Genomic DNA, 20,587 nt, shown 5'->3' on the forward strand with positions numbered 1-20,587 from the left:
CTTCTTACTGCTGGGCGCCCAGCACCTCCATGCGGCCCATCGCCGTGCGGGCCGAAAACTGAGGACGATACATGTCCTCGACGCTTGCGGCTGGATGATCGTAGACGCCGGGGGTCACGGCGCGCACGACATAGGCGAAGGTCATGTCACGATCTGCTCCGGAGCCCTGGTCGAAGGCTGCGACGAAACGGTCGTTGCGGAATTCGACATGAGCGGGCTGAATGTCGCTGAGCCAGTCGAAGTTCGAAAGCTGGGCGCTGTTGACGATGCTCGGGTTATCGATCTCGAAGCCTGCCGGGAGGAGATCGGTCACGAGGATGCGCTGCGGCCAGTCATTGTCCTCGGTCACGTGCAGCACGACCACGTAGCGTTCGTTCTGCTGTGCCTGGCTGACATTGGCCTCTTCGCCATCGAGCGTGTAGTATTTGCGCTCGATCTTGAAGCCGTTGCCGCCGGCCGGCAGTTGTGCAACCGGAGCCGCGACCGTGGTCACCGCAGCCGACAGCGGCTGGCGCGTCGTGTTGGTAACGGTCAGCGGATGGCCCATCAGCGCATCGCCCGACATCTGCGCCATGTAGGTGCCGCTATGGGCGGCGCCGTTGACGTCGAGCGTCAGGCCGTCATCGCCATTTTGCAGGGCGCGGGCGGCGAGCAGCATCCAGGTTTGTTCCTGGGTGCTGGTATATTTCCGGCTCTGCCAATCCTTGGCAACGACGCTTGCGAGTTCCGGAATGATCGGCGGCACCGGGCGGCTTTCGGCGGCCAGCGCCAGCACGGCGGCGCCGTCGCGCAGCGACGAGCCGTAATCCGAGCGGACGAAGCTGACCTTGGTTACCGCCGCCTTCTGCGACATCTGCAGCGAATCCACGAAGATGTTGCGTGAGCGCTGTGCATCCCCATAGAGCGCGAGAGCCGCGGCCAGATGCGCCTTGGAGAGCGGTGTCGGGAAGTCGTTCAGCATGGTGTCCGCGTAGTAGCGCAGATCGCTGATCGAAGCCTTCTTGTTGCGCGCCAGCACGTAGAGCGCATAGGCGATCTCGTTGCCGTTATCCTTGACGTTGGTATTGGCGCTGAGCGCATTTTGGAGGTTTTCGAGCCCCTGCACCATCGCCTGATCCGGCACGTTGTATTTCTGCTCGCGGGCGCGGGTCAGGAAGTCCATGACATAGGCGTCGAGCCAGAGATCACCCGAGCCCGGGCTCCAGAGGCCGAAGCTGCCGGTCGAAGACTGGTAGGACAGTTCGCGATAGATCGAGTCCTGCACGCGCTTCTGGATCTCGGCGTCATTGGCCAGGCCGTTCTTGATGGCCATGTCGCTGAAATAGAGCAACGGCATGGCGCTGCTCGCCGTCTGTTCCGCGCAGCCATAGGGATAGTGGCTGAGGCTCATCAAAAGCGCCGGCACGTCAAAGGCGCTGGAACGGCTGACATTGACGCTGACCGAGGCGCCGGGCAGTACGCTGTCGGCGAGAAGGTCGGCATTGACGGTCAGGCTCTTGCCCGGGGCAAGCGCGATGACGCGCCGTTCGGTGATCGGCAGCTGCGACGGGCGAACGGGGATATCGACCGATTGGTCGAGCGACATGCCCGACGCATTCGAGAGCTTGATCGAAACCGTGCCGTCGCCCGGCTGTCCGCCGGTCAGCGGCAGCGTGATGTTGTACTTGCCACCGGTCGCCAGATTGATCTTCTGTTGGGTGGCACTTGCATCCACTGTCACGGCGTTATTGCCGGTGACTGTGAGCGTGTACTCGCCAGCGGGCGCATCGGTGTTGGCGACGTCGAGACGCAGGTTTGCCTTGTCTCCGGGCGCCAGGAACTTCGGCAGGCTAGCCGTGACGACGACGGGATCGCGGATGATGACATCCTGCGTCGCGTGGCCGACGCCGGCCTTCGACCAGGCAACTGCCATCAGCCGCGCCGTGCCGTTGAACTGCGGAATGTCGAAGCTGACATTGGCCTTGCCATTGGCATCGAGCTTGATCGGACCGGAGAAGAAGGCGATCAGTTTTTCCTTCGGCGGGCTGGCCTGCAGGGCCGCTTGTCCGCCGTCACCGCCGGTGCGCAGCTTGCCGGTCGCGCCAAGCGAGCCATCGATGAGGCGACCGTAGATATCGCGGATTTCGAGGCCGAGCTGGCGTTGGCCATAATACCAGTCATCCGGTGCCGGCGGCTGGTAGCGGGTCAGGTTGAGGATGCCGACATCGACGGCGGCGATCGTGACGTAGGCGTCCTCATTGACGCCTGCGCCGGCGACCTGCAGCGCGATGTTCAGTGGCTGACGCGGCAGCGTCTTCTCGGGCGCGTCGATCTTGATCTGCAGCTTGCGCTCGCCGGGATCGACGGGAGCCCATTTGATGCCGATGGCGCGCATCGGCATGCGGCTTTCCTGAGCGTCGCCGGGGCGGAAGAGGGTTGCCGTCAAATAGGTGCCGGCGCCCCAATCGGCGGTCACGGGAACATCCACTTCACCGCCATTGGCGCCGATATCGGCATTGGTGACCGAGATCAGCGTTTCGGAGCCTGCCGTTACCATCAGCTGGCCGGCATAGCGCGAGGTGACCTTCAGCTTGGCCGTATCGCCGAGATGGTAGCTTTCCTTGTCGAGCGCGATCTCGAGCGCATCCGGGGTTTCCGTCGAGGTCGAGGCGACGTACCAGCCGGCATTGAACTCGACGCTCGATTCCGGGCCGTTCGCATCGGCGGTGGAGACTTCGAGGCGGTAGCGGCCCCAGGTGACCGGCATGGAAATCGCCGCGCCGTCCGTCGTGGCGTTGACCGTGCCGACCGCCACCTGCTTGGTGGACATGATCGGCTCGAACTTCCAGCTGCTGCCGTCGCGATACCATTGATAATTGCGCTCGACACTTAGCAGCTTCCAGGTCAGTCCCTGCATGGCCTGCTTCTGGCCATTGGCATCGACAACGATGACATGGAAGTTGCCGACGGAATTCTCGCCGAGATCGCCGTCGAATTCCGGCTTGATGCCGATGCGCGGGCCGTCCGCCTTGACGGGCAGCGTCAGCGAGCGCTCGACGGCGCGGCCGCCGGCTTCCTGCATGCGCACGGTGATGTTGGCGCTCAGGAGCTGCGTGGTCGAAGGCGTGTCGTTGATGGTGACGTTGAAGGTGGTCTTGCCGTTTTCATCCAGCGCCTGCAGGTCTTCGAGCGGCACCTGCGTGCTCTCGGCCTTGCTGTCGCCGCTGCTGCTGTCCTCGTCGTCATTGTTTGCATTTGCCTTGCCGGCACCTTCGTCGGCGAGGCCGAACTGATAGCCCTTGAAGGCATCGCTCTGGCGCGTCGGCTTCAGCGTCACTTCGCCTTCGAGGTTGAGGCCGGCGGCCGGCGCACCATAGAGATAGCGTCCATCGACATTAACCGGAGTCGGCTGACCGACTTCGATCTCCTTGGCGTCGCTCTTCATGTCGAATTCGATGCGATCCGGCACGAAATCGTCGACGAGGAAGGTCTGCGAGCCGATGGAGGAGCCCTTCGGGTCGGTGTAGATATTCATCGTCCAGGTGCCGCGCATCGAGGTCTGCTGCAATGGCAGATCGACATTGTAGCCGCCGAGCTTGCCGCCATCGGTGACGATGCGGCGATCCTCGACGCCATCCGGGCGCAGGAAGACGAAGGTGAGCGGCAGATTTTCGACTGCCGTCGAGCTGACGTCGCGGGCAAGTGCGGAAGCATGCACCGTCTCGCCGGCGCGGTAGATGCCGCGTTCCGTCCAGGTCAAGAGATCGATCGCGCCGGGCGCGGTTCTGCCCGCCACGCCGCGGTCCGAAAGATCGAAGCCGGCGCGCGTCATGTCGAGGAAGACATAATCCTGATCGCCATTCTGGGCGGTGATGACGGCCGGCGTCATGCCCGCCGTGCCGCGCATAAGGCCGGCGCTGAAGACGGCGCGGCCATTGTCGTCGGTCTTCGCCGTGCCGAGGATTTCGTTGTTCTTGGCGAGCAGCTGCAGCTGAATGCCGGCAAGTGGCTTGGCGCTGCCGAGCGAGCGTGCGAAAACATTCAGCCCGTCGGTGCCGGCATAGGTGGTGACGCCGATATCGGAAACGACGAACCACTGCGTCGCCTGCGGGTCCCATTCATGGCCGCCGCTCTCGGGCGCAACCGCCGTCAGCACATAGACGCCGGGCTTGCGCTTCGGCAGCGCCTCGTCCACAGGGAAGCTGGTCGCGACTTCCTTGTTGAGTTCCTGCTTGATCTCGATGGAGCCCTGCCAGACCAGTTCGCCATTGGTATCCTGGATGGTCTGAGCGCTGTAGCTATCCACCTGCGTCAGGAACTGCGAATTGTTCAGAAGCTGCGCGATATTGCGGTCGCCGATGCGATAGAGTTTGAGATTGGCCGTAGTGGCGTTGACGGACACAATCGGAATGCCGCGACGCGCGGTCGAGGGCAGGACGAAATTGTCGCCCGTGAAGCGCAGCGAAGCCGTGCGATCCTTGACGTAGATATCGACATTGACCTGCGAGGCGAGGTTTTCCTCCACCGAGGAGGGCAGGCCGGCGCGCAACGAAATGCGGTAGTGCTGGCCGAATTCCAGACCTTCGACACAGATCTGGTTGTCCTTGGCATCGACGCCCTTCGGCGCGGCGCCGTTGAGGGTGACGAAGGGGGTATAGTCGACGCCGCTCTTTACCAGCTTTTCGGAGAACTGCACGCAGGCGCGCGGCGAGGCATTGTCGTTGTCGAGCGTGTTGCCGGTCACGCGGAAGCCCTGGCGGGCCAGAAGATCGTTATAGGCTGCCTGGACGGCGGCCGAGCTGACGAGATTGAGACTTGCCTTGTAAGCGCTGAGCGCAGGGCGATAGTTCTGCGCATTCTTCAGTGCCTCGGCGAGAACGGCCAGCGCATCGGCGCGGCTGCTCGTCGTGCGGGTCAGCTGATAGCCGTTGAGTGCGGCATAGGCGGCGCGCGTAGCGACAGACGTGTCGTTCGTGATCGTATTGGCGGCGCGCGCCATCTCGACCCACAGGTCACCATTGTCGGGGCTGAGCGAGAGCGCACCCTGGAAGGCGTTCAGGGCATCGTTGACATTGCCAGAAGTCAGCTCGATACGGCCGAGCGCAATCAGGCTTTCGACGCCCTGGCCCTTCAGCTCGTTGCCGAGCGTCAGCGTGTTCTTTGCATCGCGCGCGCTTTGGACGAAATTGTCGGAAAGGAAGGAAAGGGCAGGGGCCGCGCCGATATCCGGTTCACTGGTGGCCGCCGTCTCGACGATCTTGCCGGCGATCGCGCCGGGGAAGCTGTTGAGCTGGTTGAAGTCCGACTTCATGAAGCACCACTTCACCTTGGGATTGTAGGTGAAGGCCTTGCAGGACTTGTCGCCGATGCAGGACGCGGAGCACTGATCCAGCGTCACATTCTGCTCCGTGCGCAGATCGAAGCCGAAGTAATCGCCATCCTTCGTGGTGACCACCTGGCGCTTGACGTCAGCCGCCAGCGAAGGGGTCAGAGATGCGAAAGTGGCGAGAAGAAAAGCAGAGAAGCCGATAAACGCGCGCCTAGACATAAGTCCTCCCCACGCTGCCCGTTTTTGATGGCGGCAATCTTCAAATTTCGGACCCGTTTGTCAACCGAGCGTCGAGCTGTTGTGTACGCTTCACGTTTACGACGATTCGCCTAGGTGCTTGAAAGAGGTTGTAATTCAGGCGATTCGCATGTTCAGGCAAGCGTCAGTCGGGTTTCATTTTTCTTTTCAGTCTCAAAATGACACCGGCCTTGATGACCGGTGTCTCTGTCTGGGCTGCAGAGGAAGCCCGTTTGTCATATATTCGTCAGAGCCAATGCGGCATCCGTATACCGCTTTCCGACGACGATCTCGGGCCTGATGATATCGCCGAGCTCCTTCACTTCCTGTGCCGAAAGGACGATATCGGCGGCTGCAGCGTTCTGCTCGAGATGGTGCAGCTTGCGCGCGCCGGGGATCGGTACGATGTCGTCGCCCTGATACAGCACCCATGCGAGCGCCAGTTGTGCAGCCGTGACACCCTTTTCTTCGGCCAGTGCCTGAAGTTTTGCGACCAGGGCTGCGTTGGCATCGAAATTCTCGCTCTGGAAGCGCGGCAGCGAACGGCGGAAATCGTCGGTGGCGAGATCTTCCGTCTTTTGGATGGCACCGGTCAGGAAGCCGCGGCCGAGCGGGCTGTAGGGCACGAAGCCGATGCCGAGTTCGCGGCAGGTGGCGAGCACGTCTTCCTCCGGATCGCGGCTCCAAAGCGAATATTCGCTCTGCACGGCGGCGATCGGGTGTACGGCATGGGCGCGGCGGACGGTGGCGGAGCCTGCTTCGGAAAGGCCGAGTGCGCGCACCTTGCCCTCCCGCACCAGCTCGGCCATGGCGCCGACCGTATCTTCGATCGGCACATTCGGATCGACGCGATGCTGGTAGTAGAGGTCGATGACATCGGTGCCAAGTCGCTTGAGGGAGGCTTCGGCAACGTCCTTGACATGCTCGGGCCGGCTATCGACGCCGATCATGGCGGCGGGCCCTGATTTCGTGTGATCGAGCTTGAAACCGAATTTGGTGGCGATGACAACGCGGTCGCGCACAGGCTTCAGTGCCCGGCCGAGCAATTCCTCGTTGGTGAACGGGCCGTAGGTTTCGGCCGTATCGAAAAAGGTGACACCGAGATCGACGGCGCGATGCAGCGTTTTGACGGATTCGTCTTCGTCCGTCGGGCCATAGGCGAAGCTCATGCCCATGCAGCCGAGTCCGACGGCGGAAACGGTGAGATCCTTACCAAGCCTGCGGGTTTTCATGATCTATTCCTTTTGAGCTTATGGGAGCGGCGGCGGTCATTTCCGCTGCCGACACGCTCAAATTAGGGTTTCGGACAATGAATGAAAATCCATGCAAATCCTTACAGGTTGTTCTATAATTTAGATCAATGAACAGAACACAGCTCTCCCAACTCGCGGTTTTTGCCGCCGTCGCCGCCCATCGCAGCTTCCGCGCTGCCGGCAAGGAACTGTCGATCGCGCCATCGGCGGTCAGCCACGCCGTATCCAGCCTCGAGGAAAGCCTCGGTGTGCGGCTGCTTGCCCGCACCACGCGCAGCGTGCTCCCCACGGAGGAGGGACAGGCGCTGTTACAACGGCTGGCGCCGGCCCTGGAGGAAATCGATATCGCGTTGGAGGATACGCTTGCGACCCGCGGCCGCCCGGCGGGGACGCTGCGCATCACTGCCCCGCGTTTTGCCTCCGATCTGCTGATGGCGCCGCGCATTGGCGATTTCCTCAATACCTATCCCGATATCACGCTCGAAATCGCCAATGAGGACGGCTTCAGCAATATCGTCAAGGAAGGCTACGATGCCGGTATCCGACTGGCGGAGAGCATCGAAGGCGACATGATCGCGGTGAAGATCTCGCCTGATATCCGCACCGTCATTGCCGGGTCTCCGGCCTATTTCGAGAAGCATCCGAAGCCTCTGCATCCCCGCGACCTCGTTCATCACCGCTGCATCAAGCGGCGATTTACCGATGGCTCGATCTATCGCTGGGAGTTCGAGAAGGATGGCCGCGAGCTGGTCATTGCCGTCGATGGTCCCCTGATCGTCATCGAGGATCGGTTAGGCGTTTTGGCCGCCCTCAATGGCGCCGGCCTTGCCTATCTCTTCGATATTCGCGTGCAGCAGGAACTGGCCGAAGGCAAGCTCATCCGCGTGCTCGAGGATTGGTGCCCGCCCTATCCGGGCTTCTGCATCTACTATCCGAGCCGCCGCCAGATGCGCCCGGCGCTTAGAGCCTTCATCGATTTTTTCAAATATACGGGGCCTTAAAAGCGATTTCAGGAAAAGTGCGTAGCGGTTTTCCGTCCGGAATCGCGCAAAGCAAGGGAACGAAGCGACTGCTGACAAAAATCGGGTGGTGGTGATGCGATAAGTCGTCTCGACTGATTGAATGGTTTCAGGAAGGGATTGCAGCGATGAGAAAACCGGGATCGATGAAGGGGCTCGAGGATCTCGGCCGCGTCAGGCTTTCGAAGAATTTCTTCTTTCGCGATTTCCTGCATTCGGAAATATCGGATTTCTATCGCATCCCCAATATTCCGGAAGACCCGGATCTGGCGATCGAGGCCGGGCGCCGGCTTTGCGAGGAATTGCTGGAGCCGCTGGAAGCGACCTTTGGCCGGCTACATATCCGTTCCGGCTATCGCTCACCCGAGGTCAACGCCTTCGGCAACAAGAACGGGTTGAACTGCTCGACCAATCCCCACACCGCCGCGCACCACATCTGGGATATGCGCGATCTTGACGGCTGCATGGGGGCGGCCGTCTGCATGGTCGTGCCCTGGCTGATCGATCACCATACTCACGAAGGCGATTGGCAGAAACTCGCCTGGTGGATACACGACCATCTACCCTATGCCTCGCTCTGCTTCTTCCCGAAGCTATGGGCCTTCAACATCCAATGGCACGAGCGGCCGATGCGGACCATCCAGAGCTATGTCAGCCCGCGCGGCATGCTGACCAAGCCCGGCATGGCCAACTGGGAGGGGGATCATTCCGCCCATTATGAGGGCTTTCCGAAACTCAAAAGCTGATGCGGTAGCGAATATGCCCGTCGCTCTTGACGTAGCTGTCATAGAGCTTGCGGGCGGTCGCATTGCCTTCTTCGGTGTGCCAGTAAAGGCGAGCCCAGCCGTTTTTCTTGCAGAGCGCGACGAGATCATCCAACAGCGCCCGGCCGACGCCGCGGCCCCGGACGCTTTCATCGACGAATAGGTCTTCCAGATAGCAGTCGAGTGCGCGCACCCAGGTGCCCTCATGCGTGAGGCTGAGGCTAAAACCCTTCACCTCACCGTCGACCTCGGCCAAGCGCATGAAGATGGCTGACGCCGGATCGAAGACCCGGCGCCATGTCGCATCGGTAATGTCGGGCGCGACGGTGACGCCGTAGAAGGCCAGATAGCCGTCCCATAACGCGCGCCAGCGCGCTTCGTCGTTGGGTCTGGCGTCTCGGATCGTCACGGTCATCAGTCTGCCTCTTTTATTCGCCGGCTGCGTCGAGCAGGCGCATGGCGTCGTCGGAAAGCGACAGCTTTGCCGAATTGATGAGCGCGTTGAGCTGGTTGAGGCTGGTGGCGCTGGCGATCGGAGCGGTGACGCCACGCTTGCGCAACAGCCAGGCAAGCGCGATCTCGGCGGGCTTCGCGCCCGTTTCGGCGGCCACCTTGTCGAGAGCCGCAAGGATGCGCAGGCCCTTGTCATCGAAATAGGCTGAAACCCGGTTCTCACGTGCCCGTCCCTCGGTATCGGCCTTGGTGCGGTACTTGCCGGTCAGGAAGCCGGCTGCGAGGCTGAAATAGGTGATGACGCCGATCTCTTGCCTGACGCAGAGATCCGCCAGCGGTCCCTCGAAGCTGTCGCGGGCATAGAGATTATATTCGGGCTGCAGCACGTCGTAACGCGGCAGGCCAGCCTTGGCGGCAGCATCGAGCGAAGCCTGGAGCTGCGCCGCATCGAGGTTCGAGCAGCCGACATGGCGGATCTTGCCCTGTTCCTTCAGCTTCGCATAGGCGGCAAGCGATTCCTCATGCGGCGTCTCGGGGTCCGGCCAGTGCGACAGATAAAGGTCGATGTGATCGGTCTGCAGCCGCTTCAGCGAAGCCTCGGCCGCCTCGATGATATAGTCGGCCTTGAGGCCCTTCTTGCCCGGGCCCATCTCCGATCCGACCTTGGTGATGATGATGGCCTTGTCGCGCGAAACGCGGCCCTGCTTCAGCCACTTGCCGATGATCTCCTCGGAATCTCCACCCTTGTTGCCCGGAACCCAGCGGGAATAGACATCGGCGGTATCGATGGTGTTGAAGCCGGCATCGAAGAAGGCATCGAGCAGTGCGTAGGAGGTTTTCTCATCGGCCGTCCAGCCGAAGACGTTGCCGCCGAAAACGATGGGGGCGACAAACAGATCGGTTCGTCCAAGCTTGCGCATGTCCATGATATCACTCCAAATCACTTGAGGGGCAGGCCGGCGAGCGGGCGCCGGTGCGAAGGGACAAGGCAAGGCTAGCGGCCTTTGCCGACAAAGACCACTAACGATTTCTTTATTCCGCCGTCGAACGCCTATAGTGGCTGGGCGGCAGCGCGTTGTATTTCGACCAGACACGCCGCATATGCCGCGGCGAGGCGAAGCCGGATTTTTCCGCCACGCGCTCCATATCCAGCCGCGAATTGGCAAGCACGTCGCGCGCCAGCGTCACACGCATCAGATTGACATAGGCCGTCACTGACAGGCCGGCATGTTCCTGAAACAGCCGCGAAATATGCCGCGCGCTCATGGCGCCGATGCCCGCAAGCTCGGTAAGCGACCAGCCATGGGCCGGATCGGCCATGATCGCATCCTGCACGCGATGGATGGCGGGGTGAACGTGGTTGCGGCCGCTGAGCCAGGGCGAGAGCTGCGGCTCGGCGCCGGTTCTGCGCATATAGACGACCATGTGACGTGCAATGGTCAGCGCCGTCACCGGCGAGGTCAGCTTGGAGGCGAGATGCAACATGAGATCGGTGCCTGTCGTGATGCCGGCGCTCGAATATCGATCACGGTCTTCGACGTAGAGCCGGTTGTCGAGAACCCTGGCCGTCGGTGCATATTGCGTGATTTCGTCGAGGCAGGCGGCGTGGCTGGTGCAGGCATAGCCATCCATCAGTCCGGCGCGGGCTGCGAGCACGGCACCCGAGCATATGGTGACGAGGGTGATGCCCGGCCGGATCGCACCTCTCAGCCATGCTGCAAGCGTGGCAATCTCCGGCTCGATATCTTCGGCATCGTCAGGCGGTGTGACGTTGCCGGACAAGATGACATAGGCGCCATCGGGAATGTGATCCGGCAACGGCCTGAGATCGGCAAGCGTCAGCCCAACCGAAGTCGTCTGCAACGGCTGGGCAGCGATGAACTGATAATCGAACAGGACGTCGTCCTGTTCGATATTGGCGCGACGCAACACCTCCACAGGCCCCGCCACGTCCATCAGCAGCGTATAAGGCGGCAGAAGCACGTAGACGGGAATGATCCGCCGATGGAGGCGCTGGTCGCTTTGAATCATGCGGCACTCCGGATCGATGCGTCGGCCAGCGCCTCTTCGACCGTTGCGATACGGGCGAAACGGCCCGACAGCACGAGCTCGCTGCGCTTCTTGATATCATCGACGCTGAAGACCGTGCCCGAGGCATGCGTCATCGGGAAGGTCAGCGTCGCCTCGGTGACATAGTCGACCTCATAGCCAAGATCGGAAGCGTGCCGGGTCGTCGTCTCGCAGCATTGCTCGGTACGGATACCCGAAACGATCACCTTGCGGATGCCGTTTGCCACCAGCCAGACATCGAGGCCTGAGCCGACGAGCGCCGAATGGCGGCGCTTGTGGAAGACGGCATCGGCCTCCAGCGAGATCTCATCGAGCTTGCGAACGAAGCCGCTCTTGAGGCTGAAATGCGCGTCGTTGTCCTCGACATGGAAAATCTGGACGACGGGAATGCCTTGCGCCTTGGCGCCGTCGATCAGCGCCTGCAGGCGGCTGGTGAAGGCTTGCAGGTCGTCCGTTCGCCAATAGGGACGCTGGCGAAAGGATTCCTGGACGTCGATGACGAGCAGTGCGGTATCCGTATGGGACATTTTCGTATCTCCTGTGCTTGAAGGATAGCTGAGATTAGGCGTCGCTTGAAAGCTTCGAAAGCCATCTGGCAGACAGAAAGGGGACAAATACGGACACGACGTGATGGTCATTACACCCTCCGGTTCGCGCCTGCGGGCCGTCTCGGGCGTTGCACCTTCGGCAAGGGCCGAATAAAGTTGACGTCGATTTCGTCCAGAGCGGAATGCCCTGTTTCGCTTTACCCCACCGTGTTCACAAAGGATCCCGCCGGAAAGGCCATGTTGCGATCATCGCCATGCGGCCGTCTGTTTGGGGACGATGCTTCAGGAGAAAGATCATGCTGCGTTTCGGAATTCTGTCGACGGCGAAGATCGGCCGGGATTTGGTCGTGCCCGCCATTCAGGATGCGGAAAACTGCGTCGTGGCTGCCATCGCCAGCCGCGATCTCGGCCGCGCCAGGCAGATGGCCGACCGCTTCTCCGTGCCGCATGCCTTCGGCTCCTATGAAGAGATGCTCGCCTCCGATACGATCGATGCCGTCTATATCCCGCTGCCGACTTCGCAGCACGTCGAATGGACGATCAAGGCTGCCGATGCCGGCAAGCATGTGCTGTGCGAAAAGCCGATCGCCCTCAAGGCGGATGAGATCGACAGCCTGATCGCCGCGCGGGATCGCAACAAGGTTCTGGTGACGGAAGCCTATATGGTCACTTATGCGCCGGTCTGGCGGAAGGTTCGCTCGCTGCTCGCCGATGGCGCCATCGGCCGTCTGCGCCATATCCAGGGTGCCTTCACCTATTTCAACCGCGATGCCGGCAACATGCGCAATATTCCCGCGCTCGGCGGCGGCGGCCTGCCCGACATCGGCGTCTATCCGACGATCAGCACCCGTTTCGTCACGGGCCGCGAACCGCTGCGCATTCAGGCGGTGACGGAGCGCGACCCCGAATTCGGCACCGACATCTACTCCAGCGTCAAAGCTGATTTCGGCGATTTCGAACTGACCTTCTATATCTCGACGCAGATGGCCAACCGTCAGGTCATGGTCTTCCATGGCACCGAGGGTTTCATTGAGGTGAAGTCGCCCTTCAATGCCGATCGCTATGGTGCTGAAGAGCTGGAGCTGACCAATCGCGGCCATTCGGAATCGCAGATTTTCCGTTTCCCCGACAGCCGCCAATACAGGCGCGAGGCTGAAGCTTTCGCCTCTGCCGCGCTTGGTAAAGGCGCCGAGGTCGTGTCGCTGGAAAGTTCGAAGCTCAACCAGAAGGTCATCGACGCCATCTACCGCGCCAGCGAGAAGGACGGCTGGGAGCCCGTTTGAGGGTTTGTCACAAATTCTGCCGGTGGCGGAAGACGAAGCGCGAATAGCCGAAGAAGCTGAACGCTGTCGCCGCCGCCGATGCCAGCGTCAGCGCAATGATCGGCCGCAATGACGGCTCGGTCATCAGCAGCGAGCTGAAGAGGGCGTAGTTCAGCAGAGCCGAGGTCAGCCCGACCGAACCGTAGCGAAAGCCCTCCGCCGCAAGCGAGCGGTCGGAGCGGCCGAAGGTGAAGTTGCGGTTGAGTACCCAGGTGGCAAGCAGCGCGCTCGGGATCGATATGGCGCGGCCGACGAAGGGTCCGAAAGGCGTGAACCAGAGCAACAGATGCAGCACGCCCGCATCGACCACGAAGCCGACACCGCCAGCGATCAGGAAGCGAAAGAGCTTCTTCATGCAGCCTTGGCCCTTTTCTTCCGGCTTGCCGGCTTGTCGATCTCAGCCATGTAAACCGTCCTGTCATCTTCGCTTTCGCGCGAGGAGGGCTTGGGCAGGCTCATATAGTGAATGCGCAACTGTTCGGCGCGGGCACGCGCCACGGAATCGAGGATGATACCAGCCGTGAACAGCATGAAGGCGATCATTGTCAGCGCTAGGGAGAGCATCCAACTCGGCATGCGCAAGACCTGTCCGGTTTCGAAATACTCGATGAAGACCGGAATGGAGAAACCAATGCTGAGCTCCATGGCGACGGCGCTCAGGATGCCGAAAAAGGCGAAAGGCCGCGTTTCCTTCATCAGCATCGCGAACATCCAGAGGATCCTCCCGCCGTCGCGGAAGGTCGAAAGCTTCGAATGCGAGCCTTCCGGCCGCCGTCCGTAGTCGAGTTCCAGCTCGCTGACGGGCAGCTTCAGCCTGGAGGCATGAACCGACATTTCCGTCTCGATCTCGAACCCGCCAGATACGGCAGGAAAGCTCTTGACGAAGCGGCGCGAAAAGGCGCGGTAGCCGGAAAATATATCGGTGAAATCGGCGCCGAAGATGCTGCGATAGAGCCAGTTGAAAATACGGTTGCCGAAGGCATGGCCCTGCCGGCCAGCGTCGTTGCGAACGTTGCGGCGAGTGCCGACCACCATGTCGGATCCCTCGGTCAGCAACGTGCGGATCAGCTCTTCGCCGTCTTCGGGCGCATAGGTGCCGTCGCCATCGGCCATCAGATAGATGTCAGCTTCGATATCGGCGAACATGCGGCGCACCACGTGCCCCTTGCCTTGCCGACGCTCGCGCACGACAGTCGCGCCGGCAAGCATGGCATGCAGCGCGGTGCCGTCCGTCGAATTATTGTCGTAGACATAGATCGCGGCCTGCGGCAGCGCCTTGCGGAAACCGCGCACGACCTCGCCGATCGTTGCGGCTTCGTTGTAGCAGGGCAGGAGGACGGCGATATTCAGCTTCTCATTCGACATGGTCTTGGCCGGTTGCTGCGTGTGAAGTTAAGTCGAGGCCCGATTGACGATCCGGACGAGAGCTTATCCCGCTGGCTGTTAATAAGACCCTATGGCTGCCCAATAAAAAAGGCGGGATACCGGCGCTGCGAAAAACATTATCGTGATAAAAGCGGCTGTAGGCAGCGGCTTTACTTTTTTTTGATCGGCAACCGTTAGCGTATCGCCCCGACTATCCTTCCAACATGGGGTTCATCGAGATGGCGCAAACGCTGGCAATGCCGCCCGAGGCAGCCGGAACGGCAGAAAAGAAGGCGCCTCTGCGTTGGTCTCATCCTGCTCTCACTGCTCTGGTCTATACCGCCATCGTCATCGTCGCGCAGCTCATCATTCATCGCAACCTCGCGGACTATGTCGGGCCGGATAATGACGACGCCATGCGTCTTGTCGAAGTGCGCGATTTTCTCGCGGGCCAGGGCTGGTTCGACATGATGCAGTACCGTCTCGGCCTCGCAGGCGGCACGCTGATGCACTGGTCGCGCTTCATCGATCTGCCGATCGCAAGCCTCATCCTCTTCTTCCGGATGTTCCTTTCACCGGAAGGCGCCGAGGCGGCCGCGCTGACGGTATGGCCTCTCATGCTCGTCCTGCCGCTGATGTTCTTCATGGGTCTTGCAGGTCGGCGCATCGCCGGCGTGGAAGGCATGCACTTCTCGCTGATCCTGACGGCGCTGTTTGTCCTGCTTTCGCCGCGCTTCGTGCCGGGCTCCATCGATCACGACAATGTTCAACTCGGCCTCGTTGCGCTTACCGTTGCAATGCTCGTCGATGAAAACTATCGCCCTCGCAATTTCGCCATTGCTGCTATCGCCCTTGCCATCCAGCTCGGTATCGGCGCGGAGACAACGCCCTTTGTCGCCGTCGCCTGCATGTCAGTTGCCTGTTTGTGGGCCTGGAAAGGCGAGATATTCGCACCCGCTGCCAAGGCTTTTGCCCTGACCCTGACGATCGCCGTCAGCGCCGCCTTCTTCTCGCTGGTGCCGCCGCGTCTTTATTCGATGGTCACATGCGACAATCTTTCGCTCGGCTTTTACGGCATCACCAGCGCAGGCTGCGTCGGGCTTCTCCTGTCGTCCATTTTTGCCAGCCGTCTGTCCCGGCCCTGGCGCATTGCAATTCTCGCGGTCAACGGCGCATTCGTGTTTGCGATAACCGTCGCACTTGCGCCGCAATGCCTGCGCAATCCGCTTTCCGATCTGGACCCCATGCTGGTGGATTTCTGGCTCAGCAGAGTGGCCGAGGCACAATCGATTATCTCCGTGGCCAACCGTCAGCCGGATACGCTCGGCGTCTTCTACGCAACGGGTCTTCTGGCGATGCTCGTCTGCGCCTTTCGTATCCTGCGAGGCACCCGGCCGAGCCTCCACGCAATGCTGATGGCGCTGATCGCGATCAATTGGGTGATCACGCTGGTGCAGGTACGCGGCACAGAATTCGCCAATCTCCTGGCCATACCGCCACTGGCATTGATGATCGCCGAATTGCGAAAAAACTACATGGCCGATCCCAAAAATCTGCGTGCGATCCTGCTTTATGCGGGGACATTATTGGCCTCTGTCCCAGCCGTTTGGGCCGTGGGCGGCGCGCTTGCAAGCAAGGGGGGCGTCAATGGTCTTATGGTCGCGGCGCCAGTCAAGGCGGAGGAGACTGCCAACTGTATATCCCAGCAGGCCCTGCGACCGATCGCGGGTCTTGCGCCGGGGGTGGTCGCGGCGGCTTCCAACCTGGGAGCGCCGCTTCTGCGCTTCACCCCCCATCGCACCCTTTCTGGTCCCTATCACCGCGATCCTGATGGAATGATGGCCGAGCTGCTTATTGGCCTTGCGGAGCCGCAACAGGCAGAAGCGCTTCTGCATGAGGCGAAGGTAACGATTGTTGCCTTCTGTAAGGGGGATCCGCAGGTGGAGTTAGTGAGTGAGCGGGCGCCGAAGGGACTTTATGCGCAGCTGACTGCTGGGCATATTCCCGTCTATCTGGAGCCGATTGCGGCGCCGGCGGAATCGGATGTGCAGTTCTTCCGCGTCAAGCCGCAGAATTGAGCTGGAGCTGTTCAGCTCTGCGCGGAATCTCCAAACCACGCCATTAGGAGCGAGAAGCCGCAGAATACTCTTAGATATTGTGTCTAAGCCCGGCGCTGTTCCAGCATATCGGCTGTCATGAGATAGCCGATAAAGCCGAGATTGTAGCCGCCGAGCGCGATAAACAATGTCGTTAGCGGCGGCGGAACGATCGATATCGCAACGGCCGCCATGAAGGCTATGCTCACCAATGCCACGCCGAACAGGGCGCCGATCGTCGAGCGCTGCAGGCCGGCGGCAATTCCGATGATCGTGGCGGTCACGAATATCATCGCTCCATATCCTCTTTACCAAGAACCAGTTTGCACAGGTTTACGCGCGGATGGCTAAGAAAGGCTTTGTCGATAAGGTTAACGCTTGATGATGCAATAGGCTCCGCGCCCTTTATGGGACATGCAAAGGAGGCGGCAGTACCTTAAATATGCGCACAATCCTGGCTTCGATCGATTCAGACTTAAGCGGTATGCGCAAGGCTCCGCATTTTCCGCGAGATCGGCTAGAAAGAGGACATGAGCAGCTTTTTTGAGAATGATTCGCCCTCGAACCTGACGGAATATTCCGTCTCGGAACTATCCGGATCGATCAAGCGCACAGTCGAAAATGCGTTCGATCAGGTGCGCGTGCGCGGGGAAATTTCCGGCTATCGCGGTCCACATTCCTCAGGCCATGCCTATTTCTCACTGAAGGACGATCGCGCCCGCATCGATGCGGTGATCTGGAAAGGCACATTTTCCAAGCTGAAATTCCGCCCTGAAGAGGGAATGGAAGTCATTGCAACAGGCAAGGTGACGACTTTCCCAGGCTCCTCGAAATACCAGATCGTCATCGAAACCTTGGAGCCTGCCGGGGCAGGCGCCTTGATGGCGCTGCTGGAGGAACGCAAGCGCAAGCTCGGTGCCGAAGGCCTCTTCGATCCCGAGCGCAAACGCCGGCTGCCCTTCATGCCCAAAGTGATCGGTGTCGTAACCTCGCCGACAGGCGCCGTCATTCGCGATATCCTGCATCGTATCTCCGATCGTTTCCCCGTGCACGTCCTCGTCTGGCCGGTGAAGGTGCAGGGCGAAGGCTCCGGCGATGAAGTGGCCAACGCCATTCGCGGCTTCAACGAATTTGGGGCCGGTGGCCCGATCCCGCGCCCGGACGTGCTGATTGTCGCACGTGGCGGCGGCAGCCTCGAGGATCTCTGGAGTTTTAACGACGAGGCGGTCGTCCGCGCCGCAGCCGCGAGCGAGATCCCGCTGATCTCGGCCGTTGGCCACGAGACCGACTGGACCTTGATCGACTATGCCGCTGACGTGCGCGCCCCAACGCCGACCGGTGCGGCGGAAATGGCCGTGCCTGTTCGGGCCGAATTGGAAGCGCAACTCGCAAGCCTTGCTGCCCGGCTGCAGGGAGGGATGACGAGACAGATGGATCAACGGCGGCAGGCCGTTCGCGCGCTGCTGCGCGCCTTGCCTTCCCTCGACCAGATCCTGGCCCTGCCGCGCCGGCGCTTCGACGAAGCGGCCGCCGGCCTTGGCCGCGGGCTGGGGCTGAATACGCTCAACAAGCGCCGCTCCTTCGAGCGCACCGCTTCGCAGCTGCGGCCGGATATCCTGTCGAACCGGATCACCGAGCGCCGGCAGCAGTTGAGCGAGCGAATGACCCGCGCGGAGCGAACCATCGAGCGCATGCTCGACCGCTCTCGTGCCCGTATCGAACGGGCCGATGCCGTTTTTGCTACCTTGCCGTCACGCCTCGAAGCGCAGACGGGCAGGGCGCGTGATCGCCTCGGCAATCTCGTCCGTCACGCCGATACGGCCATCCGTCATCAGCTGACGCGCTCCCGCAGCGAGCTTACGGCGCAGGAGCGTATTCTGCAGTCGCTCTCCTACAAGAACGTCCTGAAGCGTGGCTACGCCGTGATTCGTGACGAGGATGACCGCCCGGTGTCGTTGGCGGCAGCACTGTCGGCAGGTGCGGCTATTTCGATCGAGTTCGCGGATGGCCGCGTCGGGGCGGTCGCCGGCGGTGATGCCTCCCCACCTTCGTCTTCATCCACGTCATCAGGCGCTACGCCTGCGAAGAAGCGGGCAACCAAACCGGTAGAACCCACCGCTCCGCCGAAGCAGGGAAGCCTCTTCTGATGCGCATCCTGCTGGTGCTGGCTCATCCGCTGGAGGATAGTTTTGCCGCCGCCGTGGCGAAGATTGCACAGGAGACGCTTGTTGCCGGCGGGCACGAGGTCGCTCTGCTCGATCTCTATCGCGAGGGCTTCGATCCGCGTCTGTCCGAAGCCGAGCGGCGCGGCTATTTCGACCAGCCCTATGATACCTCTGGCGTCGATGCCATCGTCGCACGGCTGCAGGCGGCGGAGGGACTGATCCTCGTCTTTCCGCAATGGTGGTTCAATTTTCCGGCGATCCTCAAGGGCTTCTTCGACCGCGCCTTTGCGCCCGGCATTGCCTTCACCCACGATGTCGCCGGCGGGCGTATCGTGCCGAAGCTCACCAATATCCGCCTCTTCTGGGCGCTGACGACAACCGGTTCGCCCTGGTGGATCGTGCACCTCTATATGGGCAATCCGGTGCGGCGCCTATTGAAGCGCGGCATTGCCGCCTTCTGCGCCAAGCGGTTGAATTTCCGCATGCTGGCGCTGCATGACATGGATCGCGTAGCCGAGGCCGGACGCAAGGCGCATCTCGAACGCGTCAAGCGAGCGCTGGCGACGATCTGATCTCACGATTTCATAAAAAATATGCCGCGGCAGAGATACCGCGGCATGATCGCATTCGAGTGTCCGAAGTTGGTTATGCCCACTCGCCCTTGCGCATGACCGGCACGCGCGAGCCATCGGCATTGATGCCGTCGATATCGACCTTGTCGGAGCCGATCATCCAGTCGATATGGATCAGGCTGGAATTGCCGCCCTGCGCCTTGATCTGCTCCTGGCTAAGCTTGGCGCCGTCGATGAAGCACTTGGAATAGCACTGGCCGAGCGCAATGTGGCAGGAGGCATTTTCGTCGAAGAGCGTATTGTAGAACAGGATGCCGCTCGCCGAAATCGGCGAGGAATGCGGCACCAGCGCCACTTCGCCGAGCCGGCGGGCGCCTTCGTCGGTGTCGAGCACCTTGTTCAGCACTTCCTCACCGCGCGTTGCCTTGGCCTCGATGATCCGGCCGCCTTCGAAGCGTACCTGGATATTGTCGATGAGGGTGCCCTGATGCGACAGCGGCTTGGTGGAGGAAACATGGCCTTCGACGCGCAGCGCATGCGGCGTGGTGAAGACCTCTTCCGTCGGTATGTTCGGGTTGCAGGTGATGCCGTTCTTGGCCGTCGAGGCGCCGCCGTGCCATTCATGGCCGTCTGCAAGACCGACCGTCAGATCGGTGCCCGGTCCCTGGAAATGCAGGGCGGAAAAACGCTGGCCGTTCATCCAGGCCGAGCGCTTGTGCAGATTGGCATTGTGTTCGGCCCAGGCGGCGATCGGATCTTCGACGTCGACGCGCGAGGCCGAGAAGATCGCCTTGGCGAGCTTGGCGACTGCGATTGCCTCCGGGTCGTTCGGGAAGACGAGCTTTGCCCAGGACGGGTTCGGGTAGGAGACGATGTTCCAGTTGGTGTCGAAATTCGAGATTTTTTCCAGCGCCGGCTTGTAGGCGGCCGAGTTGGCGCGGTTGGCGCGCGCCACCTTGTTGGGGTCCTGGCTGGACAGGAGCATCGGATTGTCGCCGGAAATGGCGAGGCGTGCCGTATTGTTGGAGAAGGCCTTGGCCATGCCCTCATAGAGCCATGTGGCGGCGCGGTCGAAGCTCGCATCCTGGCCATATTCGTAGCGGGCGAGCGTGGTCTCTTCGTCGGAATAGAAGGTCGAGACGAGGCCGGCGCCGGCCTTGTAGGCTTCGCGCGTGATCAGCCGAACCAGCGGCATCGCTGCGACCGGCGCTGTTATCAGCAGATCCTGGCCTGCCTGCAGCTGCAACCCGACCTTTACGGCCACTTCCGCAAGCTTTTCCAGCTTGGCGTGATCGACGGGATGATGGTTGGGGGAGGCTGATGTCATGACAAAACCTGCTTGGCTGATATCGAAGATGGTCTGAAGACTTAGACCGGTTTGCGGCGAAATTGAAGGCGCTTTGTCCGATCTTGCA

16 protein-coding genes are annotated in these 20,587 nt (G+C 61.3%); 6 read left to right on the plus strand and 10 right to left on the minus strand.

Annotated features, from left to right (window positions below):
• Positions 1-4: 4 nt before the first annotated feature.
• Both AC13RE_RS17880 and AC13RE_RS17885 read right to left on the minus strand, forming a co-directional pair.
• Positions 5-5,527 (minus strand): alpha-2-macroglobulin family protein, encoded by a 5,523-nt coding sequence (locus tag AC13RE_RS17880; protein WP_488563926.1) that lies wholly within the window; start codon positions 5,525-5,527, stop codon positions 5-7.
• A gap of 254 nt (positions 5,528-5,781) precedes the next feature.
• Positions 5,782-6,777 carry an aldo/keto reductase gene (locus AC13RE_RS17885; protein WP_488563927.1) on the minus strand — a complete coding sequence of 332 codons (996 nt, stop codon included), beginning with the start codon at positions 6,775-6,777 and terminating at the stop codon, positions 5,782-5,784.
• 128 nt (positions 6,778-6,905) lie between these two features.
• Between AC13RE_RS17885 and AC13RE_RS17890 the strand changes: the two genes are divergently transcribed.
• Together AC13RE_RS17890 and AC13RE_RS17895 are read left to right on the plus strand one after the other, a co-directional pair.
• Positions 6,906-7,799 carry a LysR family transcriptional regulator gene (locus AC13RE_RS17890; protein WP_132715571.1) on the plus strand — a complete coding sequence of 298 codons (894 nt, stop codon included), beginning with the start codon at positions 6,906-6,908 and terminating at the stop codon, positions 7,797-7,799.
• Positions 7,800-7,945: 146 nt separating this feature from the next.
• The gene (locus tag AC13RE_RS17895) at positions 7,946-8,563 is read left to right on the plus strand and encodes a hypothetical protein (RefSeq protein ID WP_488563928.1); all 618 of its coding nucleotides are present in this window, start codon (positions 7,946-7,948) and stop codon (positions 8,561-8,563) included.
• Here AC13RE_RS17895 and AC13RE_RS17900 read toward each other — a convergent pair.
• The 4 genes from AC13RE_RS17900 to AC13RE_RS17915 all read right to left on the minus strand — a co-directional run bounded on the left by AC13RE_RS17900 (position 8,553) and on the right by AC13RE_RS17915 (position 11,631).
• Entirely contained in the window at positions 8,553-8,996 is a 444-nt protein-coding gene (locus AC13RE_RS17900; RefSeq protein ID WP_132715573.1) for a GNAT family N-acetyltransferase, read from the minus strand. The genes AC13RE_RS17895 and AC13RE_RS17900 overlap by 11 nt on opposite strands.
• Positions 8,997-9,009: 13 nt before the next feature.
• Positions 9,010-9,960 carry an aldo/keto reductase gene (locus AC13RE_RS17905; RefSeq protein WP_132715574.1) on the minus strand — a complete coding sequence of 317 codons (951 nt, stop codon included), beginning with the start codon at positions 9,958-9,960 and terminating at the stop codon, positions 9,010-9,012.
• Between the two features lie 106 nt (positions 9,961-10,066).
• A complete protein-coding gene (locus AC13RE_RS17910) occupies positions 10,067-11,065 on the minus strand; it encodes a GlxA family transcriptional regulator (RefSeq protein WP_488563929.1) in 999 nt (332 codons plus the stop codon).
• On the minus strand, positions 11,062-11,631 hold the full coding sequence (locus tag AC13RE_RS17915) for an isochorismatase family protein (protein ID WP_488563930.1): 570 nt from the start codon (positions 11,629-11,631) through the stop codon (positions 11,062-11,064). Before AC13RE_RS17915 ends, AC13RE_RS17910 begins: the two co-directional genes overlap by 4 nt.
• A 317-nt stretch (positions 11,632-11,948) precedes the next feature.
• Between AC13RE_RS17915 and AC13RE_RS17920 the strand changes: the two genes are divergently transcribed.
• A complete protein-coding gene (locus AC13RE_RS17920) occupies positions 11,949-12,935 on the plus strand; it encodes a Gfo/Idh/MocA family protein (protein WP_488563931.1) in 987 nt (328 codons plus the stop codon).
• A 7-nt stretch (positions 12,936-12,942) separates the two neighbouring features.
• Here the strand turns inward: AC13RE_RS17920 and AC13RE_RS17925 are convergent, their stop codons facing one another.
• Together AC13RE_RS17925 and AC13RE_RS17930 are read right to left on the minus strand one after the other, a co-directional pair.
• The gene (locus AC13RE_RS17925; protein ID WP_132715578.1) at positions 12,943-13,329 is read right to left on the minus strand and encodes a GtrA family protein; all 387 of its coding nucleotides are present in this window, start codon (positions 13,327-13,329) and stop codon (positions 12,943-12,945) included.
• Positions 13,326-14,339 carry a glycosyltransferase gene (locus AC13RE_RS17930; RefSeq protein ID WP_488563932.1) on the minus strand — a complete coding sequence of 338 codons (1,014 nt, stop codon included), beginning with the start codon at positions 14,337-14,339 and terminating at the stop codon, positions 13,326-13,328. Before AC13RE_RS17930 ends, AC13RE_RS17925 begins: the two co-directional genes overlap by 4 nt.
• 239 nt (positions 14,340-14,578) lie before the next feature.
• Between AC13RE_RS17930 and AC13RE_RS17935 the strand changes: the two genes are divergently transcribed.
• Positions 14,579-16,417, plus strand: coding sequence for a hypothetical protein (locus AC13RE_RS17935; protein WP_488563933.1), 1,839 nt, complete (start codon positions 14,579-14,581; stop codon positions 16,415-16,417).
• Between the two features lie 83 nt (positions 16,418-16,500).
• Here AC13RE_RS17935 and AC13RE_RS17940 read toward each other — a convergent pair whose 3' ends face one another.
• Positions 16,501-16,728: a homogentisate export protein gene (locus tag AC13RE_RS17940; RefSeq protein ID WP_132715581.1), complete on the minus strand. Its 228-nt coding sequence runs from the start codon at positions 16,726-16,728 to the stop codon at positions 16,501-16,503.
• 237 nt (positions 16,729-16,965) lie between these two features.
• Between AC13RE_RS17940 and xseA the strand changes: the two genes are divergently transcribed.
• Both xseA and AC13RE_RS17950 read left to right on the plus strand, forming a co-directional pair.
• Entirely contained in the window at positions 16,966-18,582 is a 1,617-nt protein-coding gene (gene xseA / locus AC13RE_RS17945) for an exodeoxyribonuclease VII large subunit (RefSeq protein WP_488563934.1), read from the plus strand.
• Positions 18,582-19,172, plus strand: a complete 591-nt coding sequence (locus tag AC13RE_RS17950; protein WP_488563935.1) for an NAD(P)H-dependent oxidoreductase — start codon at positions 18,582-18,584, stop codon at positions 19,170-19,172. The genes xseA and AC13RE_RS17950 overlap by 1 nt, the downstream gene beginning before the upstream one ends.
• A gap of 73 nt (positions 19,173-19,245) precedes the next feature.
• Here AC13RE_RS17950 and AC13RE_RS17955 read toward each other — a convergent pair whose 3' ends face one another.
• Positions 19,246-20,499, minus strand: coding sequence for an aminopeptidase (locus AC13RE_RS17955; RefSeq protein WP_132715584.1), 1,254 nt, complete (start codon positions 20,497-20,499; stop codon positions 19,246-19,248).
• Positions 20,500-20,587 lie beyond the last annotated feature (88 nt).

Source organism: Martinezella sp. CNPSo 3959, assembly GCF_057784355.1.